Genomic DNA, 18571 nt, shown 5'->3' on the forward strand with positions numbered 1-18571 from the left:
TAATTAATTACTTAATTGTCTTTGTCTAACCGCTTCAAATAAAAGAATCGCAGCGCTAACGGACACATTCATAGAGTCTATTTTACCTCTCATTGGAATAATAATATTTGCAGTGGTATTTTGTAGCCAATTCTCAGTTAACCCAGTAGCTTCAGTACCAACAACTATGGCGCTTGCATTGGTGTAATTTATAGTTTGGTATTCAACCGAAGCAGTTAAAGCTGCACCATAAATATTAATTTGATGTTGTTTTAAAAAGTTGATTATTTCTGAACTTGTTCCAGTTGCAATTGTTGTGGTAAATACACAACCAACACTAGATCTAATAATATTGGGATTGTACATGTCTGTTTTTGGATTAGCAATTAAAACAGCATCAATTCCTGCAGCATCTGCGGTACGAAGTAATGCTCCAATATTACCAGGTTTTTCAGGAGCTTCGGCTACTAAAATTAACGGATTTTTATTTTTAAATTGTATAGAGTTTAACGACAAATCTTTGCTTTTAGCAACTGCAATAATACCTTCAGTAGAACCTCTTAAAGCTAATTTTTGATATACTTCATTTGAAATTTCAATACAGTCAATTTTATAAGTGAATGAATGTATTATTTTTTCAAGAGTTTTATCTGATATGATTGATATGTCAACAAGAAGTTTTTCAATTTTATATTGCCCATCAATAGCCAAAGAAATTTCTCTTAACCCTTCAATTAAAAAAGTTTGAGTTTTTTTGCGTTGCTTTGATTTTTCTTTAAGTTGAATTAATTCTTTAATATAAGTATTTTGTGTGCTCGTAATCTGTTTATTCATAAAGATTAAAGTTAATTGCAAAGATACTAATTCTAGCTATTTTTCATGAAATTGATTTGAATTAAGATTTAAAATAAAAAAGATGCACCATTTGAAGAATTATAATTGATGTTCTTCAATATTATAGTAATTAATTAATAAAGTAACCATTTTACTATACCCTTTAATTCCGTCTTTTTGTTTGTTTGCTTTTAAAAAAGAATCGTAAAATAATTTAAAGTATTTTTCAGACCAGTTTTGGTAAGACTGCCAAAACTCTTGACTTTCTTTTAAATCTTTTAAAATTCCTTTATTTAGTTCTTTTTTAAGCAATTCAAATTGTGCAGGCTGTTTTCGATAGATATCAGCTAAACAGTAACGTAAAGCCATAGTGCTACCAGCATAGTTAAAAAAAGGGTTTTTAGAATGTTTAGTAGCTAAATAACTTACAAAATTGGCTTCACTTTCTGGAGCAATACCTATTTGATGAGCCAACTCATGACATACGGTGGCAGGGTAAGAGTTTTTAGGAATTAAATAATTTACCTGTGCCTCATTAGTTACAGGATTTAAATAACCAGCAAATCCCATATATGTTAAAGGAACGCTAAATAAAGAATTTTTTAAAGATGATGTTTGGTGCTTAAATTGAGGATATATCGTTGCTAATTGTTTATAAGCTTCGAAAGAATATTCTCGTATTTCTTTTTTTGAAATATTTTTTTGAATTAAAATGGTATCGTTGTTGGTAATTGAATAATGAATTTGATTTGTTTTATGAATCAATTTTTTAGTGAAAGTTATCAATTCCTCATCAGTATATGGCTTATTATCAATTTTTAAATGACTACTTAACGAAGGTCTTAAATAATTTAATCCCCAGTTTAAATGGAAAACAAAAAAAAGGATGGATGCAAGAGCTCCAATTTTAAAAAAAGCAGTTTTTAAAGCTATTTTTTTCTTTTTAAAAAGTTTGAATATTGAATATAAAATAACAACAATTAAAGCTATGTATATTAAATCTCCAAAAGAAAATGGAAGCCAACCTAAAATCAACCTCATAAATTTTGAAATATAAAGGTATAAACCATTTGAGTAATATTTTTCAATAAAAGATGGATACTGTGAGAGAATTTGCACAAATGCCCATTGCATAAGCAATAATAAAGTTAAAATTTTATATATTTTTTGACGCTCCATATCACAAAAATAAAAAATTAAAAGTCAGTTGAATGAATTTAAATAGTTATTAACAAAATAGTTAGTTGTTAACAACAAATGTGCAAAAATAAAAATGCTTATTTAGCTAAAATTTGAAGATGAAAAAATTACATTTGCTTTCGATTAATTTGCAGTAAATGATTGTTTTCTTTAAAAATAATTTATAAATTAAGAAATAAAGAGTAATAATTCTTATTTATCTTTGTTATAGTTAATAAACAATTGATAGTTAGTTAAATACAAATAAATAAACGCGTGAAAAATTTACAACCCATACCATCTAAAAGTTTTAAAAAAAGCACCATTATAAGTCTTGAAAAAGGAAAATTACCACCACAAGCCATTGACTTAGAAGAAGCCGTTTTGGGAGCTTTAATGATAGATAAAAAAGGGGTTGATGATGTTATTGATATTTTGCATGGAGAAGTTTTTTATAAGGAAGCTCACCAGTTAATTTACGATGCAATTTATACGTTGTTTCAAAATTCTGAACCTACAGATTTATTAACTGTAGCCAATCAACTTAGAAAAACTGGAAATTTAGATCAAATAGGGGGCGATTATTATTTGGTGAGTTTAACACAAAAAGTATCTTCCTCTGCTCATATTGAATTTCATGCACGAATCATTCTTCAAAAATACATACAACGTAAATTGATTTCTATTTCTTCTGAAATTATAGAAGAAGCTTATGATGAAACCATAGATGTTTTTGATTTATTAGATGATGCAGAAACAAAATTATTTGAAGTTACACAGGGAAATCTTAAAAAGGGATCGGAAGATGCGCAAGGACTTGTAAAACAAGCGATTGATAAAATTCAAGAAATATCAAATAAAAAAGGGATGAGTGGTGTTGCTACAGGTTTTACTCGTTTGGATGAGCTTACTTCAGGTTGGCAACCTTCAGATTTGGTAATTTTAGCAGCGCGTCCTGGTATGGGTAAAACAGCATTTGTCATGTCTATGGCTAAAAATATGGCCATAGATTTTGATACACCTGTAGCTATTTTTTCTTTAGAGATGTCATCAGTACAATTAATTACACGTATGATTTCGAGTGAAACAGGTATTTCTTCTGGAAAACTTAGAAAAGGAAACTTAGAGCCTCACGAATGGGAACAATTAAATGTAAAGGTTAAAAACTTATCAAAAGCTCCTATATTTATTGATGATACACCTTCATTATCAATTTTTGATTTAAGAGCTAAAGCTCGTCGTTTAGCTTCACAGCATGGAATTAAAATTATCATCATTGATTATTTACAATTAATGACTGCAGGAAATTCTTCAGGAGGAAATAGAGAACAAGAAATTTCTACGATTTCTCGAAATTTAAAAGCATTGGCAAAAGAGTTAAGCATTCCGGTTATAGCACTTTCTCAATTAAGTAGAGCAGTGGAAACACGTGGTGGAAGCAAAAGACCGTTGTTATCAGATTTAAGAGAGTCAGGTGCAATTGAGCAAGATGCTGATATAGTTTCATTCATTTTTAGACCAGAATATTATGGATTAACTGAGTGGGATGATGAAGAAAGAACACCTTGTGAAGGACAGGCTGAGTTTATTGTAGCAAAACATAGAAATGGTGGTTTAGAGAATATTAGATTGAAATTCACGGGGCATTTAGCACAATTTAGTAATTTAGATGAAGATTTTGGAAATGAGTTTCAATCTAAAATGAATAGTAGCATTTCGTCTTCTAGTATGATAAGTCCTCAAGATGCATTTGGAACTCCTGATAGTTTAGATGATGGCGATGTACCATTTTAAAAATAAAAAGAATACAAAACAGGTTTCAGTTTATAAAATACTGCTGTTGAGTGTAATGTTAATATTCACTCAAAATATGTTTGCATCATTCATATTATTACCGATGGATGATGTAACCCAAACCAATCATTTAAAAGCCTACGGAATTACTTTTTGGTCTTTGCAACAAGGAAATAAAGCTAAATGGTTACTTAACTATGAAGGCGGTTCTTTTTTATTAGAAGATAATGAAGCTACACGAAACGAATGTAAAATAAGAGGGGTAACTTTTGAAATAATTTCAGATACACAAGCTGAAACTATTTTAAAAGAAATTAGCAGTCCATCAAAAAATATGGAAGCTATTGATTTAGAAAAAGCACCAAAAATAGCAGTTTATTCGCCAAAAGATAAAATGCCTTGGGATGATGCTGTTACTATGGTATTAACCTATGCTGAAATTCCTTTCGATGTAGTGTACGATACCGAAGTGTTAGAAGAAAAATTATTGTTATACGAATGGCTGCATCTTCATCATGAAGATTTTACTGGTCAATTTGGAAAATTTTACGGTGCATATAGAACGGCTCCTTGGTACATAGAACAAAAAAATGATGCTGAAGAATTAGCTAAAAAATTAGGGTTTTCAAAAGTTTCACAAGAGAAACTAGAAGTTGCCAAAAAAATAAGAGATTTTGTAATAGGAGGTGGATTTATGTTTGCAATGTGTTCAGCTACAGATAGTTTTGATATTGCTTTAGCTGCTGAAGGAGTTGATATTTGTGAAGTCATGTTTGATGGAGATCCTTCAGAAATCAATTATCAGCAAAAAATTGATTATAATAAAACGTTTGCTTTTAAAGACTTTACGCTGGTTAGAAACCCTATGGAATATGAGTTTTCATCTATTGACATGACTCGTAAGCGCCAAAGCATTAAACGTACTTCCGATTATTTTTCATTACAAGAATATTCAGCAAAATGGGATCCAATACCAACTATGCTCTGTCAAAATCATACTCAGCTAATTAAAGGATTTATGGGGCAAACTACTTCATTTAATAGACTAGCAATAAAATCAAGTGTATTAATAATGGGCGAAAATAAAACCAATAAAGAAGCACGTTATATTCATGGAGTAAAAGGAAAAGGTATGTTTACCTTTTATGGAGGACACGATCCCGAAGATTATCAGCATAGAGTAGGAGATGCTAAAACCGAGTTGGATTTACACCCTAATTCACCAGGATATAGATTGATATTAAACAACGTATTGTTTCCAGCCGCAAAGAAAAAAAAGCAAAAAACCTAAGCTGTTAATAACAGTTCAATAACTTTCCCAACTTTTTTTATGGTTTCAACTATCAAAAATAGTATTTTTGCAACTTTAAAATTAAATAATTAAAAATGTCAACTACACAACAACTGCAAGATTTTGCACAACAAGTAAGAAGAGATATCGTTCGTATGGTGCATGATGTACAGTCAGGGCATCCAGGAGGCTCATTAGGCTGTAATGAGTTTTTAACGGTTCTATATCAAGAGGTCATGGATTATTCTACTAATTTTAGTATGGATGGTAAAAACGAAGATTTATTCTTTTTGTCTAACGGACACATTTCTCCAGTTTTTTATAGTGTATTGGCACGAAGTGGTTTTTTCCCAGTAAGTGAATTAGCTACATTTAGAAAATTAAATACACGTTTGCAAGGACACCCTACTACACATGAAAATTTACCAGGAGTAAGAGTTGCTTCAGGTTCATTAGGACAAGGTATGAGTGTTGCAATTGGAGCAGCTGAAGCAAAGAAGTTAAATGGAGATGATAAATTAGTTTATTCTTTACATGGAGATGGTGAAATGCAAGAAGGTCAAATTTGGGAAGCGGCAATGTACGCTGCTGGTAAAAATATTGATAACTACATAGCAACTATAGATTACAATTTAAAGCAAATTGATGGCGCAACTGATGATGTATTGCCATTAGGTAATTTAAAAGCAAAATTTGAAGCGTTTGGGTGGATTGTAATAGAAGTTGAAAAGGGGAATGACATTGAAGCTATAAAACAAGGCTTAAAAGAAGCTAAAGCAATTACTGGTAAAGGAAAACCAGTTTGTATATTATTACATACTGAAATGGGTAATGGAGTTGATTTTATGATGCATACCCACGCTTGGCATGGAAAACCACCAAGTGATGCTCAATTAGAAAGTGCTTTAAATCAAAATCCTGAAACTTTAGGAGATTATTAAAAAACAAAATCCTGCTTTATGCAGGATTTTTTTATGATTTATTTATTGTTTTACATTTAATAATTTGTAAGATTACATTTATCTTTACGTCTGTTCAAAAAAATAATTTAAACTAATTAAATGAAAATAGGAATTGTTTGTTATCCAACTTTTGGAGGAAGCGGAGTAGTGGCAACAGAGTTAGGAATGGCGTTAGCTCAACGTGGGCATCATGTTCATTTTATAACGTATAAACAACCAGTGCGTCTCGATTTTATATCTAACGATATTCACTTCCATGAAGTATTTGTAGAAGAATATCCATTATTTCATTTTCAACCCTATGAATTGGCTTTGTCGAGTAAAATGGTTGAAGTTGTGCAACAGTATAATTTAGAAATATTACATGTGCATTACGCCATTCCACATGCGTATGCAGCTTACATGGCAAAGCAAATGTTAAAAGAAAAAGGAATAGATATTAAGGTAGTAACCACGTTGCATGGAACAGATATTACCTTAGTTGGGAGTCATCCTAATTATAAAACAGCAGTTGAATTTAGTATTAATAATTCTGATGTAGTAACAACAGTTTCTGAAAGCTTAAAGAAAGATACTTTAAGATTGTTTAATATAACAAAGGAGATTAAAGTAATTCATAATTTTATTGATTTTGAAAAATATCCCGAAATTAAATCACCTGAATGTCAAAGACATACTATTGCAAGGGAAGATGAGCGGATTATTGCACATGTAAGTAATTTAAGACCCGTAAAAAGAGCTTCTGACGTAATAGATGTCTTTTATAAAATTCAACAAGAAGTACCATCTAAGCTGTTATTAGTTGGTGAAGGACCCGATAGAGAACATTTAGAAATACAAGTTAGAAAATTGGGTATTTCTAACAAAGTATTGTTTTTAGGAAATAGTAATGAAGTCAATAAGCTTTTATGTTATTCTGATTTATTTTTACTTCCTTCAGCAACAGAAAGTTTTGGATTAGCAGCTTTAGAAGCTATGGCAGCTAGAACCCCTGTAATATCAACCAATGCAGGAGGGTTGTCTGAAGTTAATATACAAGGCGTTACAGGTTTTTTAAGCGATGTAGGGGATACGGATGATATGGCAAAAAATGGAGTCTATATTTTGGAAGATTTGGATAGGTTGCAACAATTTAAATTAAATGCGTTAAAACAAGCAAAACGATTTAGTTTAAAAAACATCCTTCCTTCTTACAAAGAAGTGTATAGAGAAGTAATTGCTGACTGTTGTTAATTATTATAAAAATTTAAAGCTTCAATTAATAAGGCTTTATCAACTTTACAGTCAAGTTTAAATTTTTCAAAATCAGTAAGTAACACAAAATTTACTTGACCGCCTATATTTTTCTTGTCATGAATTAAAAGAGCAAGTATCGCTTCAAAATCAGATGGATTAATAGCTACTTTATCGTATATAGTTGATAATGTTTCTTTAATTTCTTGAACTTTATTTTCTGAAAAATTAAGAAGTTTGTTTGATAGATAAGCTTCTGTAATCATTCCTATTGCAATAGCTTCACCATGTGTTAAATTCTCTTTGTCTTCAGATTCTAAGAAAAAAGATTCAATTGCATGTCCTAAAGTATGTCCAAAATTTAAAACCTTCCGTAAACCTTGTTCCTTTGGATCGGTGGTAACCACTTCATTTTTAATTTCTATAGAGCGATAAATTAGATTGCTTATATTATTAATATTCAATTCTTTAAAATCTTTTATTTCACTCCATAATTTAACATCATAAGTTAAGCCGTATTTAATAATTTCAGCCAAACCAGATTTAATTTCACGAACTATAACGGTATTTAAAAATCTAGGATCAATAAGTACCATTTCAGGATCAGAAAACAATCCAATTTGGTTCTTTAGCACTCCTAAATCTACACCTGTTTTTCCTCCAACAGAAGCATCCACCATACTTAAAAGTGTTGTAGGAATATTTATAAATGAAATACCACGTTTAAAACACGAAGCTACAAAGCCACCTAAATCTGTAATTACTCCACCTCCTAAATTTATAAGCAAACTTTTTCTGTCAGCCCCTAATTCAGTTAAGGCTTCCCATACACCAATGCAAGTATCTAAATTTTTATAAATTTCCCCAGCTTCAATTTCAATAATTTCAATATTACTGGTAGTTTCAATTTCTTGTAATAAAATTGGTAAGCAATATTTATTAGTATTTTCATCAACTAAAATAAAAATGGTTGATGGTAAATTTTCAGATAAATAGCGGTTTAATTCAATATAAGATTGAGCTTCAAATTGAACAAAGTAATTATTGGATAAAATTGGTTGCATTTTGGATAATTTTGATGTGCAAATTAAAGGTAAAATAATGAAAAAATAAACTCTTAGGAAGTATCTTTGTGTAAACAACAAATTTACAATGGAAAAAATATTTGATAATACAGAGGTTGCTTTTGCTTTAAAGACAAATGCTGAGCTAGATAGAGCTTATTATTTGTTTGAAATGATTAAGAGAGAACCATTAGTTAAAATTGGTACAGCAGTTACCAAATTTGCACTGAAAACCCACTTACCTGTTGAAGGTATTATTAGAGCCACAGTTTTTGATCATTTTTGTGGTGGAGTTACAGAGGTAGATTGTATGCCTACAATTGATAAAATGTATACTAAAAATGTACATTCTGTGTTAGATTATTCAGCTGAAGGAAAAGAAGTTGAAGAACAATTTGATTTAGCTATGGAAAAAACGCTAAATACCATAAAATTTGGCACAGAAAAAGAAAGTATTCCATTTGCGGTTTTTAAACCAACAGGGTTTGGACGATTTAAAATTTATCAAAAAATCACGGAAGGTGAAGAATTAGATGCTCATGAAAAAATTGAATGGAAAAGAATTAAAGAACGCTACAATATTGTTAGTAAAGCAGCTTACGAAAGAGACGTTCCATTATTAATTGACGCAGAAGAAACCTGGATGCAAGATGCTGCTGACGACTTGATTGAAGAAATGATGAAAAAGTACAATAAAGAAAAAGTGATTGTATTTGGTACTTTACAGTTGTATCGTTGGGATAGATTAGATTATCTTAAAAATTTACATAAAAGAGCTAAAGAAGAAGGTTTTAAAATTGGTATGAAGCTAGTAAGAGGAGCTTATATGGAAAAAGAAAGAGAAAGAGCTGAAGAAAAAGGTTATAAAGATCCAATTTGTGAAAATAAAGCTGCTACCGATAAAATGTATAATGATGTTTTAACCTATATGTATAAAAATATTGATGATATGGCTATTTTTGCTGGAACTCATAATGAGGAAAGTAGTTATTTATTAATGGATTTAATAGCAAAATCTGGTTTAGATAAAAATGACATTAGAGTTTGGTTTGGACAATTATATGGCATGAGTGATCATATAAGTTATAATTTAGCCGCTCATGGATACAATGTTGCAAAATACCTTCCCTTTGGACCTGTTAGAGATGTAATGCCTTATTTAATTAGAAGAGCAGAAGAAAATACTTCTGTTGCTGGACAAACAACTCGAGAGCTTAATTTACTTAAAACAGAAAGAGAAAGGCGTAAAATTTAAAACTTAAAATTTTCATTTAAAAAGAGCTATTTAACAGCTCTTTTTTTATTTAACTGTAAATCAATTAATTATAGTAAGAATGTTTCTTTATTTTTTATAGTGTAAAACAAAATAAAACAACTACTTTTGCAGCGCTTTAAAAATCAGAACATGCAATCTATCAGAAATATAGCTATTATAGCGCACGTTGACCACGGAAAAACTACTTTAGTTGACAAACTTATTGACCAAGCTCAGTTATTAGACGAGCGTAAAGAGCGTACCGATTTATTATTAGATAATAACGATTTAGAACGTGAACGAGGTATTACTATTTTATCTAAAAATGTTTCAGTAAAATATAAAGACGTTAAGATAAATATTATTGATACCCCTGGTCACGCGGATTTTGGTGGAGAAGTAGAGCGTGTTTTAAAAATGGCAGATGGAGTGTTATTACTAGTTGATGCTTTTGAAGGTCCAATGCCGCAAACTCGTTTTGTTTTGGGGAAAGCTCTCGAACTTGGCTTAACTCCAATAGTAGTTGTAAACAAAGTTGATAAACCAAACTGTACACCAGATTTAGTTCATGAAAAAGTTTTTGATCTTATGTTTGCTTTAGATGCAACGGAAGAACAATTAGAATTTAAGACTATTTATGGTTCAGCTAAAAATGGATGGATGAATTATGATTGGAACGAAGAAACAGATAATATTATTCCATTATTAGATTCTATTTTAGAAAATATTCCAGAAGCCCCATATAAAGAAGGAACTCCTCAAATGCAAATAACATCGTTAGATTTCTCATCATTTGTAGGTCGTATAGCAATTGGACGTGTTTACAGAGGAGATTTAGAGGAGGGAAAAGACTATATGCTTTGTAAGGCAGATGGGAGTACTAAAAAGGTTCGTATCAAAGAGTTACACACTTTTGAAGGTTTAGGGAAAGATAGAACCGCTAAAGTAAGAAGTGGCGATATCTGTGCTATTACTGGAATTGAAGGATTTGACATTGGGGATACCATAGCCGATATAGAAAATCCAGAAGCATTACCTAGATTAAAAGTTGATGAACCTACAATGAGTATGTTATTTACCATCAATAATTCACCATTTTATGGCAAGGAAGGTAAATACGTTACATCTCGTCATTTACGTGATAGATTATTTAAAGAAATCGAAAAAAATCTAGCTTTAAGAGTTGAAGAAACTGATACTGAAGATAAATTTAATGTATTTGGTCGTGGAATTCTTCATCTGTCTGTTCTTATTGAAACAATGAGGAGAGAAGGGTATGAGCTACAAGTTGGACGTCCACAAGTTATTATTAAAGAAATTGAAGGAGTGAAATGTGAGCCTTATGAAACTTTAGTAATTAATGTGCCTGAAGAATCAGCAAGCAAAGCCATTAATTTAGTAAGTCTTAGAAAAGGGGATTTATTAGTAATGGAACCAAAAGGAGATTTACAGCATTTAGAATTTGATATCCCATCTAGAGGTTTAATAGGTTTACGAAATAAAATATTAACTGCAACTGCAGGAGAAGCTATTATTAATCATAGATTACGTGGTTTTGATGCTTTTAAAGGTGAAATTGCAACTTCAAATAATGGCGCTATTATTTCAGCTGAAACAGGAAAAGCGACTGCTTATTCCATAGATAAACTTCAAGATAGAGGTCGATTTTTTATAGACCCAAATCAAGAAATTTATAAAGGACAGGTTGTTGGTGAAAATAATAAGCAAGAAGATATGTCTGTTAATCTTATTAAAGGAAAAAAACTAACAAATGTACGTAAATCAGGTACAGATGATAGTGTTAAAATTGCTCCTAAAGTTGATTTTTCATTAGAAGAATGTATGGAATACATTAAAGAGGATGAATATTTAGAAGTAACTCCACAAAGTTTACGTATGCGTAAAATAACATTTAGATAATTATCTAATATCAAAAATATAAAAAGCTCTTTCAAAATAATTGGAAGAGCTTTTTGGGTTGTTTATAGTACGCTTTTCAATAAAAATATACTTAATTTTATAATTAAATTCCATTTATTAATAAAATTTATATGTACAGAAAGCTTTCTTTTTTTGAATCTATAATTCAATTTTTAAAACTTTAATTTTCTAATTAAAATTACTTAAAACCTTTTAAATCCCTAGTGTTTAAAAGGTTTTAAGATTCTAAATTACTTAAAATCAATAAAATATTGAATTAAAAATGAAGTAATTAATTTAATTTTTTTATCAAAAAATTTGTTTGTTAAAATAATTGTATATACATTTGATGTCTATACAATAGTAGTATAGATAATTGTTGTCCCCCCGAAGTTGAATAAAAATGATAAAAAGGATGAGTTAAACTTACCTGCTTATACAATTGATAACATATTGCATACAGGTAACTGGATGAATGAGAAATTTTCAGATCATTTAAAACAATATGCCTTATCTATTCAACAATATCAAGTTTTACGTTCTTTGAGAAAGTTAAATGGTAAACCAACAAATCTTTTAGCGTTATCAGCTGAAATGGTTAGTAAAAACAGTAATACAACACGTTTAGTTGAAAAATTACGATTAAAAGGATTGATATCAAGAGTGCAAAATGAAGAGAATAGGAGGCAGGTTGATATTAGCATTACTGAAGAAGGTTTAAAATTATTAGATGAGATTGATGCAATACACACAGATTTTGAAAATAGTGTTGTTGAAAATTTATCAAATAATGAAATTTTAACACTCAATAAATTATTGGAAAAAATAAGGAATAAATAAAATCAACGCCCAAAGACAAAAGATAATTTATTTTAAACATTTAATTATTACCCCATAATTAGTGATTAAGTAAGTTTTAAATTAAAAATAGTAAGAACAGTAAGAATTTATGAAAAAGTAAATCAACCCTTAGGAGGTAGTTTCTCTGGAATCACATACTTCAATAAAGCAATCCGAAAATGCTTTATATAAAAGTTAGATGGTTAGTAAGACCCTTGATTCTACCTCTTTTTTTAAAAATTAAAGACATATTGAAGAGTAAATAAATCAACCCAAACAAGCCCAAAACCCCAAAAGCATGAACTCCCTATTATTAACCCTATTAATAATTATTTCCTACTCTGCTATGTTCTATAGTAGGTTTTATCATAGAGTTTTATCAAAATCTATGGTAAAGATAAATACTATCGATTTAACTAATTATTTTATTATGAATAAACGAAAATTAGTTGAATTTATAAGTATTTATAAAATCAGTCGCAGCATATTTATCAACACCCAACCTCCCCACAACGGTTAGTAAGAAGATAATTGTTGCGGCTGTATTTTATTGAAAATATTATTAATAAACCCCTAACCCCAATGAAAATTATTCAAATTAGAATGATATTGCTAGTCTTTACGGCAATTATTTTGACCTCATGTTCAAAAGAAGAAGAAGGTCTTTATTTTAATGAAAGGCAAGAACAATTGCCTTCATTAGCTAATGCCAAAATTGTTGGAGAAAATATTGCTTATGGATATAACACTATTAGAGGAGTTTTAGCAAGTTGGCTAAATAGTGATTCTCATAGGGCTTTAATTGAGAATGCTAGTTTTACACATTTTGGAATTTCAACCGCTAAAAATGCTAGTGGGAAAAATTATTTTACACAAATATTCATTAAACGATAAAAAAATGAATTATGAAATCATTCAAAGAAAAAATTGAACAAATTAGAAGTTATAAATCTTCAAAAAAATTAAAAAGAATTTATGTAAATACATTAACTCCTTATTTTGAATTTGAAAGCAAAAAAGGGAAATTAATAAAGCCGGTAAATTGTTGCGTAATGCTCTAACAATTTGAAGAAAACTGTTGTTCCCACAAAAAAACAGTTGTAAAAAATCTTTTAATTGTCGTCCCCACAACGGTAGTATAGTAAGATTTTAATTTACAACTGTTTTTAGATAACACATGTGTTTACTTTAAAACAGCCGCAAAATCTTGAAAAAAACTGTCGTCCCCACGAAAATTTTTTTAAATACAAGCATTACGACTGTAAATCTTTTAACCATATTTGAGAATAATGTTAAAAGTTTAAAATATTCTTGAACTTTTTAAGGTCAGTAAATTTATAATATAAGATTAATAAAAACAATAAATATTATAGTATTATTTTTATTTTATTTGTAATTTATTGTTAATAAATGATTTAAAAATGTATTTTATGAAAAATATTTACAGTTTTTCATTTTTTGTGAAAGAAGAAGAATTAGACAATTTGAATCACGTAAATAACATAAATTATGTAAAATGGGTTCAAAAAGCATCTGAAAAGCATTGGAGTTTTTTAACAAACAACGCTTTTGAAAATAGTTTTGTATGGGTAGTATTAAGACATGAAATAGATTATTTAGCTTCAGCAGTATTAGGTGATAAAATAGAGATAACTACTTGGGTGGGCGATTCGTACGGAGTAAAGTCTGAGAGATTTGTGGAGATTTTTAGAAATGATACAGTAATTGCAAAAGCTAAAACTATTTGGTGTTTATTAGATAAGAAAAATATGAAGCCCATACGAATTCCAAAAGAAATACTAAAAATATTAAACGAAGTAAAAAAATAATTTAAATCTTATTCTTTTCTTCAATCCATTTAGATAAATATTTAGTACTTTTTAATGTATGATGTGTTAGCATAGCTCCTATAAAGTTATTGAACCGATGTAACTCAATATTTTTTAGTACATACTCAAGTTGGTTTATAAATTTAGATTCAAATTTTTCTTTTAGATAGCACTGGTTAATTATTTTAACACCATTTTGCTGTGCTTGTTTCCACAACATTTTATTTTTATAAAACTCAACTGCTCTTTCAGCAAATTTCTTTGGATCATCTTCAATACAACCATTCCACTGTAATTTTTGATGCATTGCTTCAGCTCCAATAGTAGTCGTAATACTTGGAGTTCCATACTTCATAGCATCAATTAATTTACCTTTTAAACCAGCTCCAAATTGCAATGGGGCTAAGCAAATTTTAGCATTTGAAAATGCTTTTTCAGTAGATTCAACCCAGCCTTCAATTAAAAACCCCTCTTTTTTATTATGGAGTTGTTCTACTTTTTGAGAGCTATATGCCCCATAAATAGTTAAATTTGCTTTAGGAAGTTCTTTTCTGATCAATGGCCAAATAGTTTCTTTTAAATATACAATTGCATTCCAGTTTGGCTCATGCTTAAAATTTCCAATAGTCATAAAGTTTATTCTTTGTTCAAATGAAGGGTAGAGCTTAAATGCTTTTTCAGAGATGGAATCAAATAGAAAAGGAATATAAAACAGTAATTGCTTAGGAATATTAAATGTTTTTTTTAACAATTTCAATTCATATTTTGAAATAATTAGTGTTAAATCACATCTATAAATGCTAGCGACTTCTCTTTTAGTAATGTCATTAATTAGCAAGTTTGGTGTGAGTTCGCATTTCTTTTTATAGGATACAAAACGTGCATTTCTAAGAAAATGTAAATCTTCAGTATCTAAAATTCTAAGTGCATTAGGACAATTTTCTGCTACTCGCCATCCAAATTGTTCTTCTGTTATATACCTATCAAATAAAACAATTTCAGGGTTTATTTTTTTTATAAATGTATCAAAACTAGCACTGTTGAGTTGAATAGAATTAGTTTCAATTCCTAATGCTTCTAATTTATACGATTTTTCATTTTGTGAAGCTACACTAGCAAATGTAACTTTATAATTATTACTTAAAAATAGCTGGATTAGCTGGAGCATTCTACTACCTGCTGCTGTTGAATTAGGCTCTGGCCATACAAATCCTATAATTATTATTTTTTTCATACAAATTCAAATGTATAAACAATTTGTATTTTAAATTTGAATTTAAGGATAAAAAAAGCCTGAAATTTATTTCAAGCTTTTTGAGTTACTCTTTTTCATTAATTTAGGATAAATAACCTTTTTTAGTAGCGTCTTTGGAAAACCAAACTAAAAATATTGCAATTACAATTATTGCAATAGGCATCATTAATTTTGATCCAGTGACTTCTACAAAATTTTGGATAAATGCATTGTAAATAAATTGAATTATAACTGTTATAAGTGATAACATAAAAAGCGTAGTGGCAAATTTTTTCTTCATTAATAATCCTACACATCCGAGTAAACCAGAAAAGACAGCTAAAGCAAATGCAGCTGTTACCCAAGCTGGAACCCCATTGTGGTATGCTTGATCAGCTTCGGGCAACATTGTTAAAACTTCATCAGTCATATAAGCTTGCCCTAAATAAGCAACCACCCCCATAATATTCCAAAAAAGGGCTAAAACACTAATTATCCAAAATACAGTTGTTGGTTTTTTTGAACTTGTCATAATAAATAGTTTAAAAGTTAGATGATTATATGACAACCAAATTAATTAAAATAAATTACTATTCATAAAATTAACATGTTTAATTATACATTTATTAAAATTAAAGCCATTTAATTGTAAAATTAATAAGTTTCTGTTTAAGTTTTGAATAAGGGGGAAATAAAAACTCAATGCTTCCTTTTGTGTGTTGTTTTAAAATGGCTCTTTTATTAGAAAATTCTTGAAAACCATAAAACCCATGACTTTTACCTATTCCGCTATTATTTGATCCACCAAAAGGGAGGTTGTGATTTGAATAATGGATGATATTATGATTGATACACGTACCACCAGCTCTTGTATTATGAATAATAAAATTGGCTGTTTTATTGCTTTTAGTATAAATATAAAGTGCTAAAGGTTTTTCTTTAGAATTTATATAATTAATAGCTTCATTCAAATTTTGAAAACTAATAATTGGTAAAATGGGTCCAAAGATTTCTTCTTGTAATAAATCTGAATTTATAGGTAGATTGCTAATTATTGTGGGTTCTATATAATTTTCATCCTTATTAAAATTTCCACCTAATTCAATGGAAGCTTCTGATTGTTTAGCTTTTAAAATGTGATCTTTTAACCTATTAAAGTGTTTTTCATTTACAATTCTACAGTAGGAACTTGAAGCAGCTGGATTGTTTGAATAAAAATTACTGATTTGTTTTTTCAACTCTTTTAAAAGTTCACTTTTTACGGTTTGATGTACTAAAATATAATCAGGAGCTATACAAGTTTGTCCGTTATTTATAAATTTTCCCCAAATGATTTTTTTAGCGGCTGTTTTAATGTTGGCAGTTTTATCAACTATAGTTGGAGATTTACCACCTAATTCAAGAGTTATAGAACTTAGATTTTTTGCTGCTGCTTTCATAACTATTTTTCCAACAGATGGAGAGCCTGTAAAAAAAATATGGTTAAATGGTAATTTTAAAAGCTCTTGAGAAGTTTCTATTTCACCTTCTATTAAGGCAATTTCTTGTTCATCAAATAGCTCTTCAACAATCTCCTTCATTAAATGCGAAGTATTTGGTGTAAGTTCTGATGGTTTAATGATTACCGTATTTCCAGCAGCAATAGCAGAGATTAATGGACTAAATGTTAAATTGATAGGAAAATTCCATGGAGAAATAATTAAACACACACCTTTTGGTTCGTATTTTACATAAGATGAAGCACCTAAAAGTGCAATTGGAGTTGCAACTCTTTGTTTATTCATCCAAGATTTTAAGTGAAATTTTACATGCTTAATTTCACTAATAATAGGATAAATTTCGGTTAAATCGGTTTCAGTAAATGGCTTTTTAAAATCAGCATACAAGGCTTCTTGTATTTTTGTTCTATACGTTTTTTCAATAGCTTTTTTTAAGGCGTTTAATTTTTTTAAACGTTGTTTATATGTGGAATTTCCAACATAAAATTGATTTTTTTGCTGATTATTAAATAACTTAATTAATGCTTCTTTACTTTTTAAATTTTGCATATAAATGACCTATAAAAAGTTTTAAAGTTATATAAAACTTAGGTAAAACCTAAAAGTAGCAAATAAATTATTTCAAATATTTTTTATCAATATAAAATGTGCCAAAAGGAATTATTGAAGCTGCCAATACAAATAAAAACTCTTTATTAGTCCATTTATAATCAGATTTTATTAAAAATGCTACTACAACATAACCAATAAATAAAAAACCATGAGGCATACCTAACATTTTAACATAACTTTCATTGCCCATAGAATATTTAATAGGGACTGCAATGAATAAAAGTAATAGATAGGATAGACCTTCTAAAAATGCGATTGATCTAAAAATAGTTAAAAATGACATTTGTTAATTTTATAAATTAGTCAGCAAAAATAAGATTCTAAAGTTTAATAAAGCAAAAAGGTTTGTTAAAGTCGTTAAAATAATTTAAATGTTTAATAAATTAAAATACTATATTTGCAAAAGTTTCACTTAGAAGCATTTATTTTCAATGTATAAAGTTGAAACAAGTTATTACCTTCACTTGGTTTGTTTTTGTAAAATTTAAGTTAAATAAATTAAGTTAGCAAACATTTTATTAGTGTTATAATAACAACTAAATTACCTTAATAAAAATTTGGTAGTATAACTAAAAATATAATTTACTTAAATTAATGGCAGGATCACAAGAAACCTTTGGGAAAAAAGAAAGAGAAAAAAAACGATTAAAGAAAAAGAAAGATAAACTTCTTAGAAAAGAGGAACGTAAAGCAAGCGGTCAAGATAGTGAATTTATTTATGTTGATGAATTCGGACAACTTACAAGTACACCTCCAGATCCTTCCAAAAAAGTAAAAGTGGATGCTTCAAGTATAGAAATTGGAATTCCTAAGAAAGAAGATAGAGGAGAGGATGAAGCTACTGATTATAAAGGTAAAGTTTCATTTTTTGATACTTCTAAAGGCTTTGGATTTATAATTGATAACCAATCGCAAGAAAAATATTTTGTTCACGTGAGTGGTTTAACTGAAGAAATTAAAGAAAATGATAAAGTTTCTTTTGAATTAGAAAAGGGTTTAAAAGGGATGAATGCTGTTCGTGTTAAAAAAATATAATCCGCTGAGAA

18 protein-coding genes are annotated in these 18571 nt (G+C 29.1%); 11 read left to right on the forward strand and 7 right to left on the reverse strand.

Going from position 1 to position 18571, the window contains the following annotated elements:
- Positions 1-3: 3 nt before the first annotated feature.
- Positions 4-813: an RNA methyltransferase gene (locus tag Q0714_RS01440; protein ID WP_298262514.1), complete on the reverse strand. Its 810-nt coding sequence runs from the start codon at positions 811-813 to the stop codon at positions 4-6.
- A 99-nt stretch (positions 814-912) separates the two neighbouring features.
- Positions 913-1992 carry a DUF3810 domain-containing protein gene (locus tag Q0714_RS01445; RefSeq protein ID WP_367181309.1) on the reverse strand — a complete coding sequence of 360 codons (1080 nt, stop codon included), beginning with the start codon at positions 1990-1992 and terminating at the stop codon, positions 913-915.
- A gap of 276 nt (positions 1993-2268) precedes the next feature.
- Here Q0714_RS01445 and dnaB point away from each other — a divergent pair, with 276 nt between their 5' ends.
- From dnaB to bshA, 4 genes are all read left to right on the forward strand, one after another.
- Complete coding sequence (gene dnaB, locus Q0714_RS01450; protein WP_298262515.1) at positions 2269-3786, forward strand: replicative DNA helicase; 1518 nt, start codon at positions 2269-2271, stop codon at positions 3784-3786.
- A complete protein-coding gene (locus Q0714_RS01455; RefSeq protein ID WP_298262604.1) occupies positions 3767-5077 on the forward strand; it encodes an asparagine synthetase B in 1311 nt (436 codons plus the stop codon). The genes dnaB and Q0714_RS01455 overlap by 20 nt, the downstream gene beginning before the upstream one ends.
- A 95-nt stretch (positions 5078-5172) precedes the next feature.
- A complete protein-coding gene (locus Q0714_RS01460; protein WP_298262516.1) occupies positions 5173-6018 on the forward strand; it encodes a transketolase in 846 nt (281 codons plus the stop codon).
- A gap of 120 nt (positions 6019-6138) precedes the next feature.
- Positions 6139-7272, forward strand: coding sequence for an N-acetyl-alpha-D-glucosaminyl L-malate synthase BshA (gene bshA, locus Q0714_RS01465; protein WP_298262517.1), 1134 nt, complete (start codon positions 6139-6141; stop codon positions 7270-7272).
- Here bshA and aroB read toward each other — a convergent pair.
- Positions 7269-8336, reverse strand: a complete 1068-nt coding sequence (gene aroB / locus Q0714_RS01470) for a 3-dehydroquinate synthase (protein ID WP_298262518.1) — start codon at positions 8334-8336, stop codon at positions 7269-7271. The genes bshA and aroB overlap by 4 nt on opposite strands.
- Before the next feature lie 88 nt (positions 8337-8424).
- On the opposite strand from aroB, the gene Q0714_RS01475 reads away from it, so the two are divergent.
- The 6 genes from Q0714_RS01475 to Q0714_RS01500 all read left to right on the forward strand — a co-directional run bounded on the left by Q0714_RS01475 (position 8425) and on the right by Q0714_RS01500 (position 14180).
- The gene (locus Q0714_RS01475; RefSeq protein ID WP_298262519.1) at positions 8425-9591 is read left to right on the forward strand and encodes a proline dehydrogenase family protein; all 1167 of its coding nucleotides are present in this window, start codon (positions 8425-8427) and stop codon (positions 9589-9591) included.
- A 150-nt stretch (positions 9592-9741) separates the two neighbouring features.
- Positions 9742-11511: a translational GTPase TypA gene (typA, locus tag Q0714_RS01480; RefSeq protein WP_298262520.1), complete on the forward strand. Its 1770-nt coding sequence runs from the start codon at positions 9742-9744 to the stop codon at positions 11509-11511.
- Positions 11512-11904: 393 nt separating this feature from the next.
- On the forward strand, positions 11905-12351 hold the full coding sequence (locus Q0714_RS01485) for a MarR family winged helix-turn-helix transcriptional regulator (RefSeq protein ID WP_298262521.1): 447 nt from the start codon (positions 11905-11907) through the stop codon (positions 12349-12351).
- Between the two features lie 582 nt (positions 12352-12933).
- Entirely contained in the window at positions 12934-13245 is a 312-nt protein-coding gene (locus Q0714_RS01490; protein WP_298262522.1) for a CAP domain-containing protein, read from the forward strand.
- Positions 13246-13256: 11 nt separating this feature from the next.
- Entirely contained in the window at positions 13257-13412 is a 156-nt protein-coding gene (locus Q0714_RS01495; RefSeq protein ID WP_298262523.1) for a hypothetical protein, read from the forward strand.
- Between the two features lie 369 nt (positions 13413-13781).
- Positions 13782-14180, forward strand: a complete 399-nt coding sequence (locus Q0714_RS01500) for a thioesterase family protein (RefSeq protein ID WP_298262524.1) — start codon at positions 13782-13784, stop codon at positions 14178-14180.
- Position 14181: 1 nt separating this feature from the next.
- Here Q0714_RS01500 and Q0714_RS01505 read toward each other — a convergent pair whose 3' ends face one another.
- The 4 genes from Q0714_RS01505 to Q0714_RS01520 all read right to left on the reverse strand — a co-directional run bounded on the left by Q0714_RS01505 (position 14182) and on the right by Q0714_RS01520 (position 17808).
- On the reverse strand, positions 14182-15414 hold the full coding sequence (locus Q0714_RS01505) for a glycosyltransferase family 4 protein (protein ID WP_298262525.1): 1233 nt from the start codon (positions 15412-15414) through the stop codon (positions 14182-14184).
- A gap of 103 nt (positions 15415-15517) precedes the next feature.
- Positions 15518-15946, reverse strand: coding sequence for a hypothetical protein (locus Q0714_RS01510; protein WP_298262526.1), 429 nt, complete (start codon positions 15944-15946; stop codon positions 15518-15520).
- Positions 15947-16046: 100 nt separating this feature from the next.
- The gene (locus tag Q0714_RS01515; protein ID WP_298262527.1) at positions 16047-17462 is read right to left on the reverse strand and encodes an aldehyde dehydrogenase family protein; all 1416 of its coding nucleotides are present in this window, start codon (positions 17460-17462) and stop codon (positions 16047-16049) included.
- A gap of 67 nt (positions 17463-17529) precedes the next feature.
- Positions 17530-17808, reverse strand: coding sequence for a DUF3817 domain-containing protein (locus tag Q0714_RS01520; RefSeq protein ID WP_298262528.1), 279 nt, complete (start codon positions 17806-17808; stop codon positions 17530-17532).
- Between the two features lie 311 nt (positions 17809-18119).
- Here Q0714_RS01520 and Q0714_RS01525 point away from each other — a divergent pair, with 311 nt between their 5' ends.
- Entirely contained in the window at positions 18120-18560 is a 441-nt protein-coding gene (locus Q0714_RS01525) for a cold-shock protein (RefSeq protein WP_298262529.1), read from the forward strand.
- Positions 18561-18571 lie beyond the last annotated feature (11 nt).

The sequence above is a fragment of the uncultured Lutibacter sp. genome (assembly GCF_947493565.1).
Classification (GTDB): domain Bacteria; phylum Bacteroidota; class Bacteroidia; order Flavobacteriales; family Flavobacteriaceae; genus Lutibacter; species Lutibacter aestuarii.

Coding starts and splice junctions, on each gene's coding strand:
- Q0714_RS01505 (WP_298262525.1), bottom strand. CDS start 15,414: ATGAAAAAAATAATAATTATAGGATTTGTATGGCCAGAGCCTAATTCA.
- Q0714_RS01500 (WP_298262524.1), top strand. CDS start 13,782: ATGAAAAATATTTACAGTTTTTCATTTTTTGTGAAAGAAGAAGAATTA.
- Q0714_RS01475 (WP_298262519.1), top strand. CDS start 8,425: ATGGAAAAAATATTTGATAATACAGAGGTTGCTTTTGCTTTAAAGACA.
- Q0714_RS01455 (WP_298262604.1), top strand. CDS start 3,767: ATGGCGATGTACCATTTTAAAAATAAAAAGAATACAAAACAGGTTTCA.
- Q0714_RS01515 (WP_298262527.1), bottom strand. CDS start 17,462: ATGCAAAATTTAAAAAGTAAAGAAGCATTAATTAAGTTATTTAATAAT.
- Q0714_RS01525 (WP_298262529.1), top strand. CDS start 18,120: ATGGCAGGATCACAAGAAACCTTTGGGAAAAAAGAAAGAGAAAAAAAA.
- Q0714_RS01520 (WP_298262528.1), bottom strand. CDS start 17,808: ATGTCATTTTTAACTATTTTTAGATCAATCGCATTTTTAGAAGGTCTA.
- Q0714_RS01445 (WP_367181309.1), bottom strand. CDS start 1,992: ATGGAGCGTCAAAAAATATATAAAATTTTAACTTTATTATTGCTTATG.
- bshA (WP_298262517.1), top strand. CDS start 6,139: ATGAAAATAGGAATTGTTTGTTATCCAACTTTTGGAGGAAGCGGAGTA.
- Q0714_RS01510 (WP_298262526.1), bottom strand. CDS start 15,946: ATGACAAGTTCAAAAAAACCAACAACTGTATTTTGGATAATTAGTGTT.
- aroB (WP_298262518.1), bottom strand. CDS start 8,336: ATGCAACCAATTTTATCCAATAATTACTTTGTTCAATTTGAAGCTCAA.
- Q0714_RS01495 (WP_298262523.1), top strand. CDS start 13,257: ATGAAATCATTCAAAGAAAAAATTGAACAAATTAGAAGTTATAAATCT.
- Q0714_RS01490 (WP_298262522.1), top strand. CDS start 12,934: ATGAAAATTATTCAAATTAGAATGATATTGCTAGTCTTTACGGCAATT.
- Q0714_RS01460 (WP_298262516.1), top strand. CDS start 5,173: ATGTCAACTACACAACAACTGCAAGATTTTGCACAACAAGTAAGAAGA.
- Q0714_RS01440 (WP_298262514.1), bottom strand. CDS start 813: ATGAATAAACAGATTACGAGCACACAAAATACTTATATTAAAGAATTA.
- typA (WP_298262520.1), top strand. CDS start 9,742: ATGCAATCTATCAGAAATATAGCTATTATAGCGCACGTTGACCACGGA.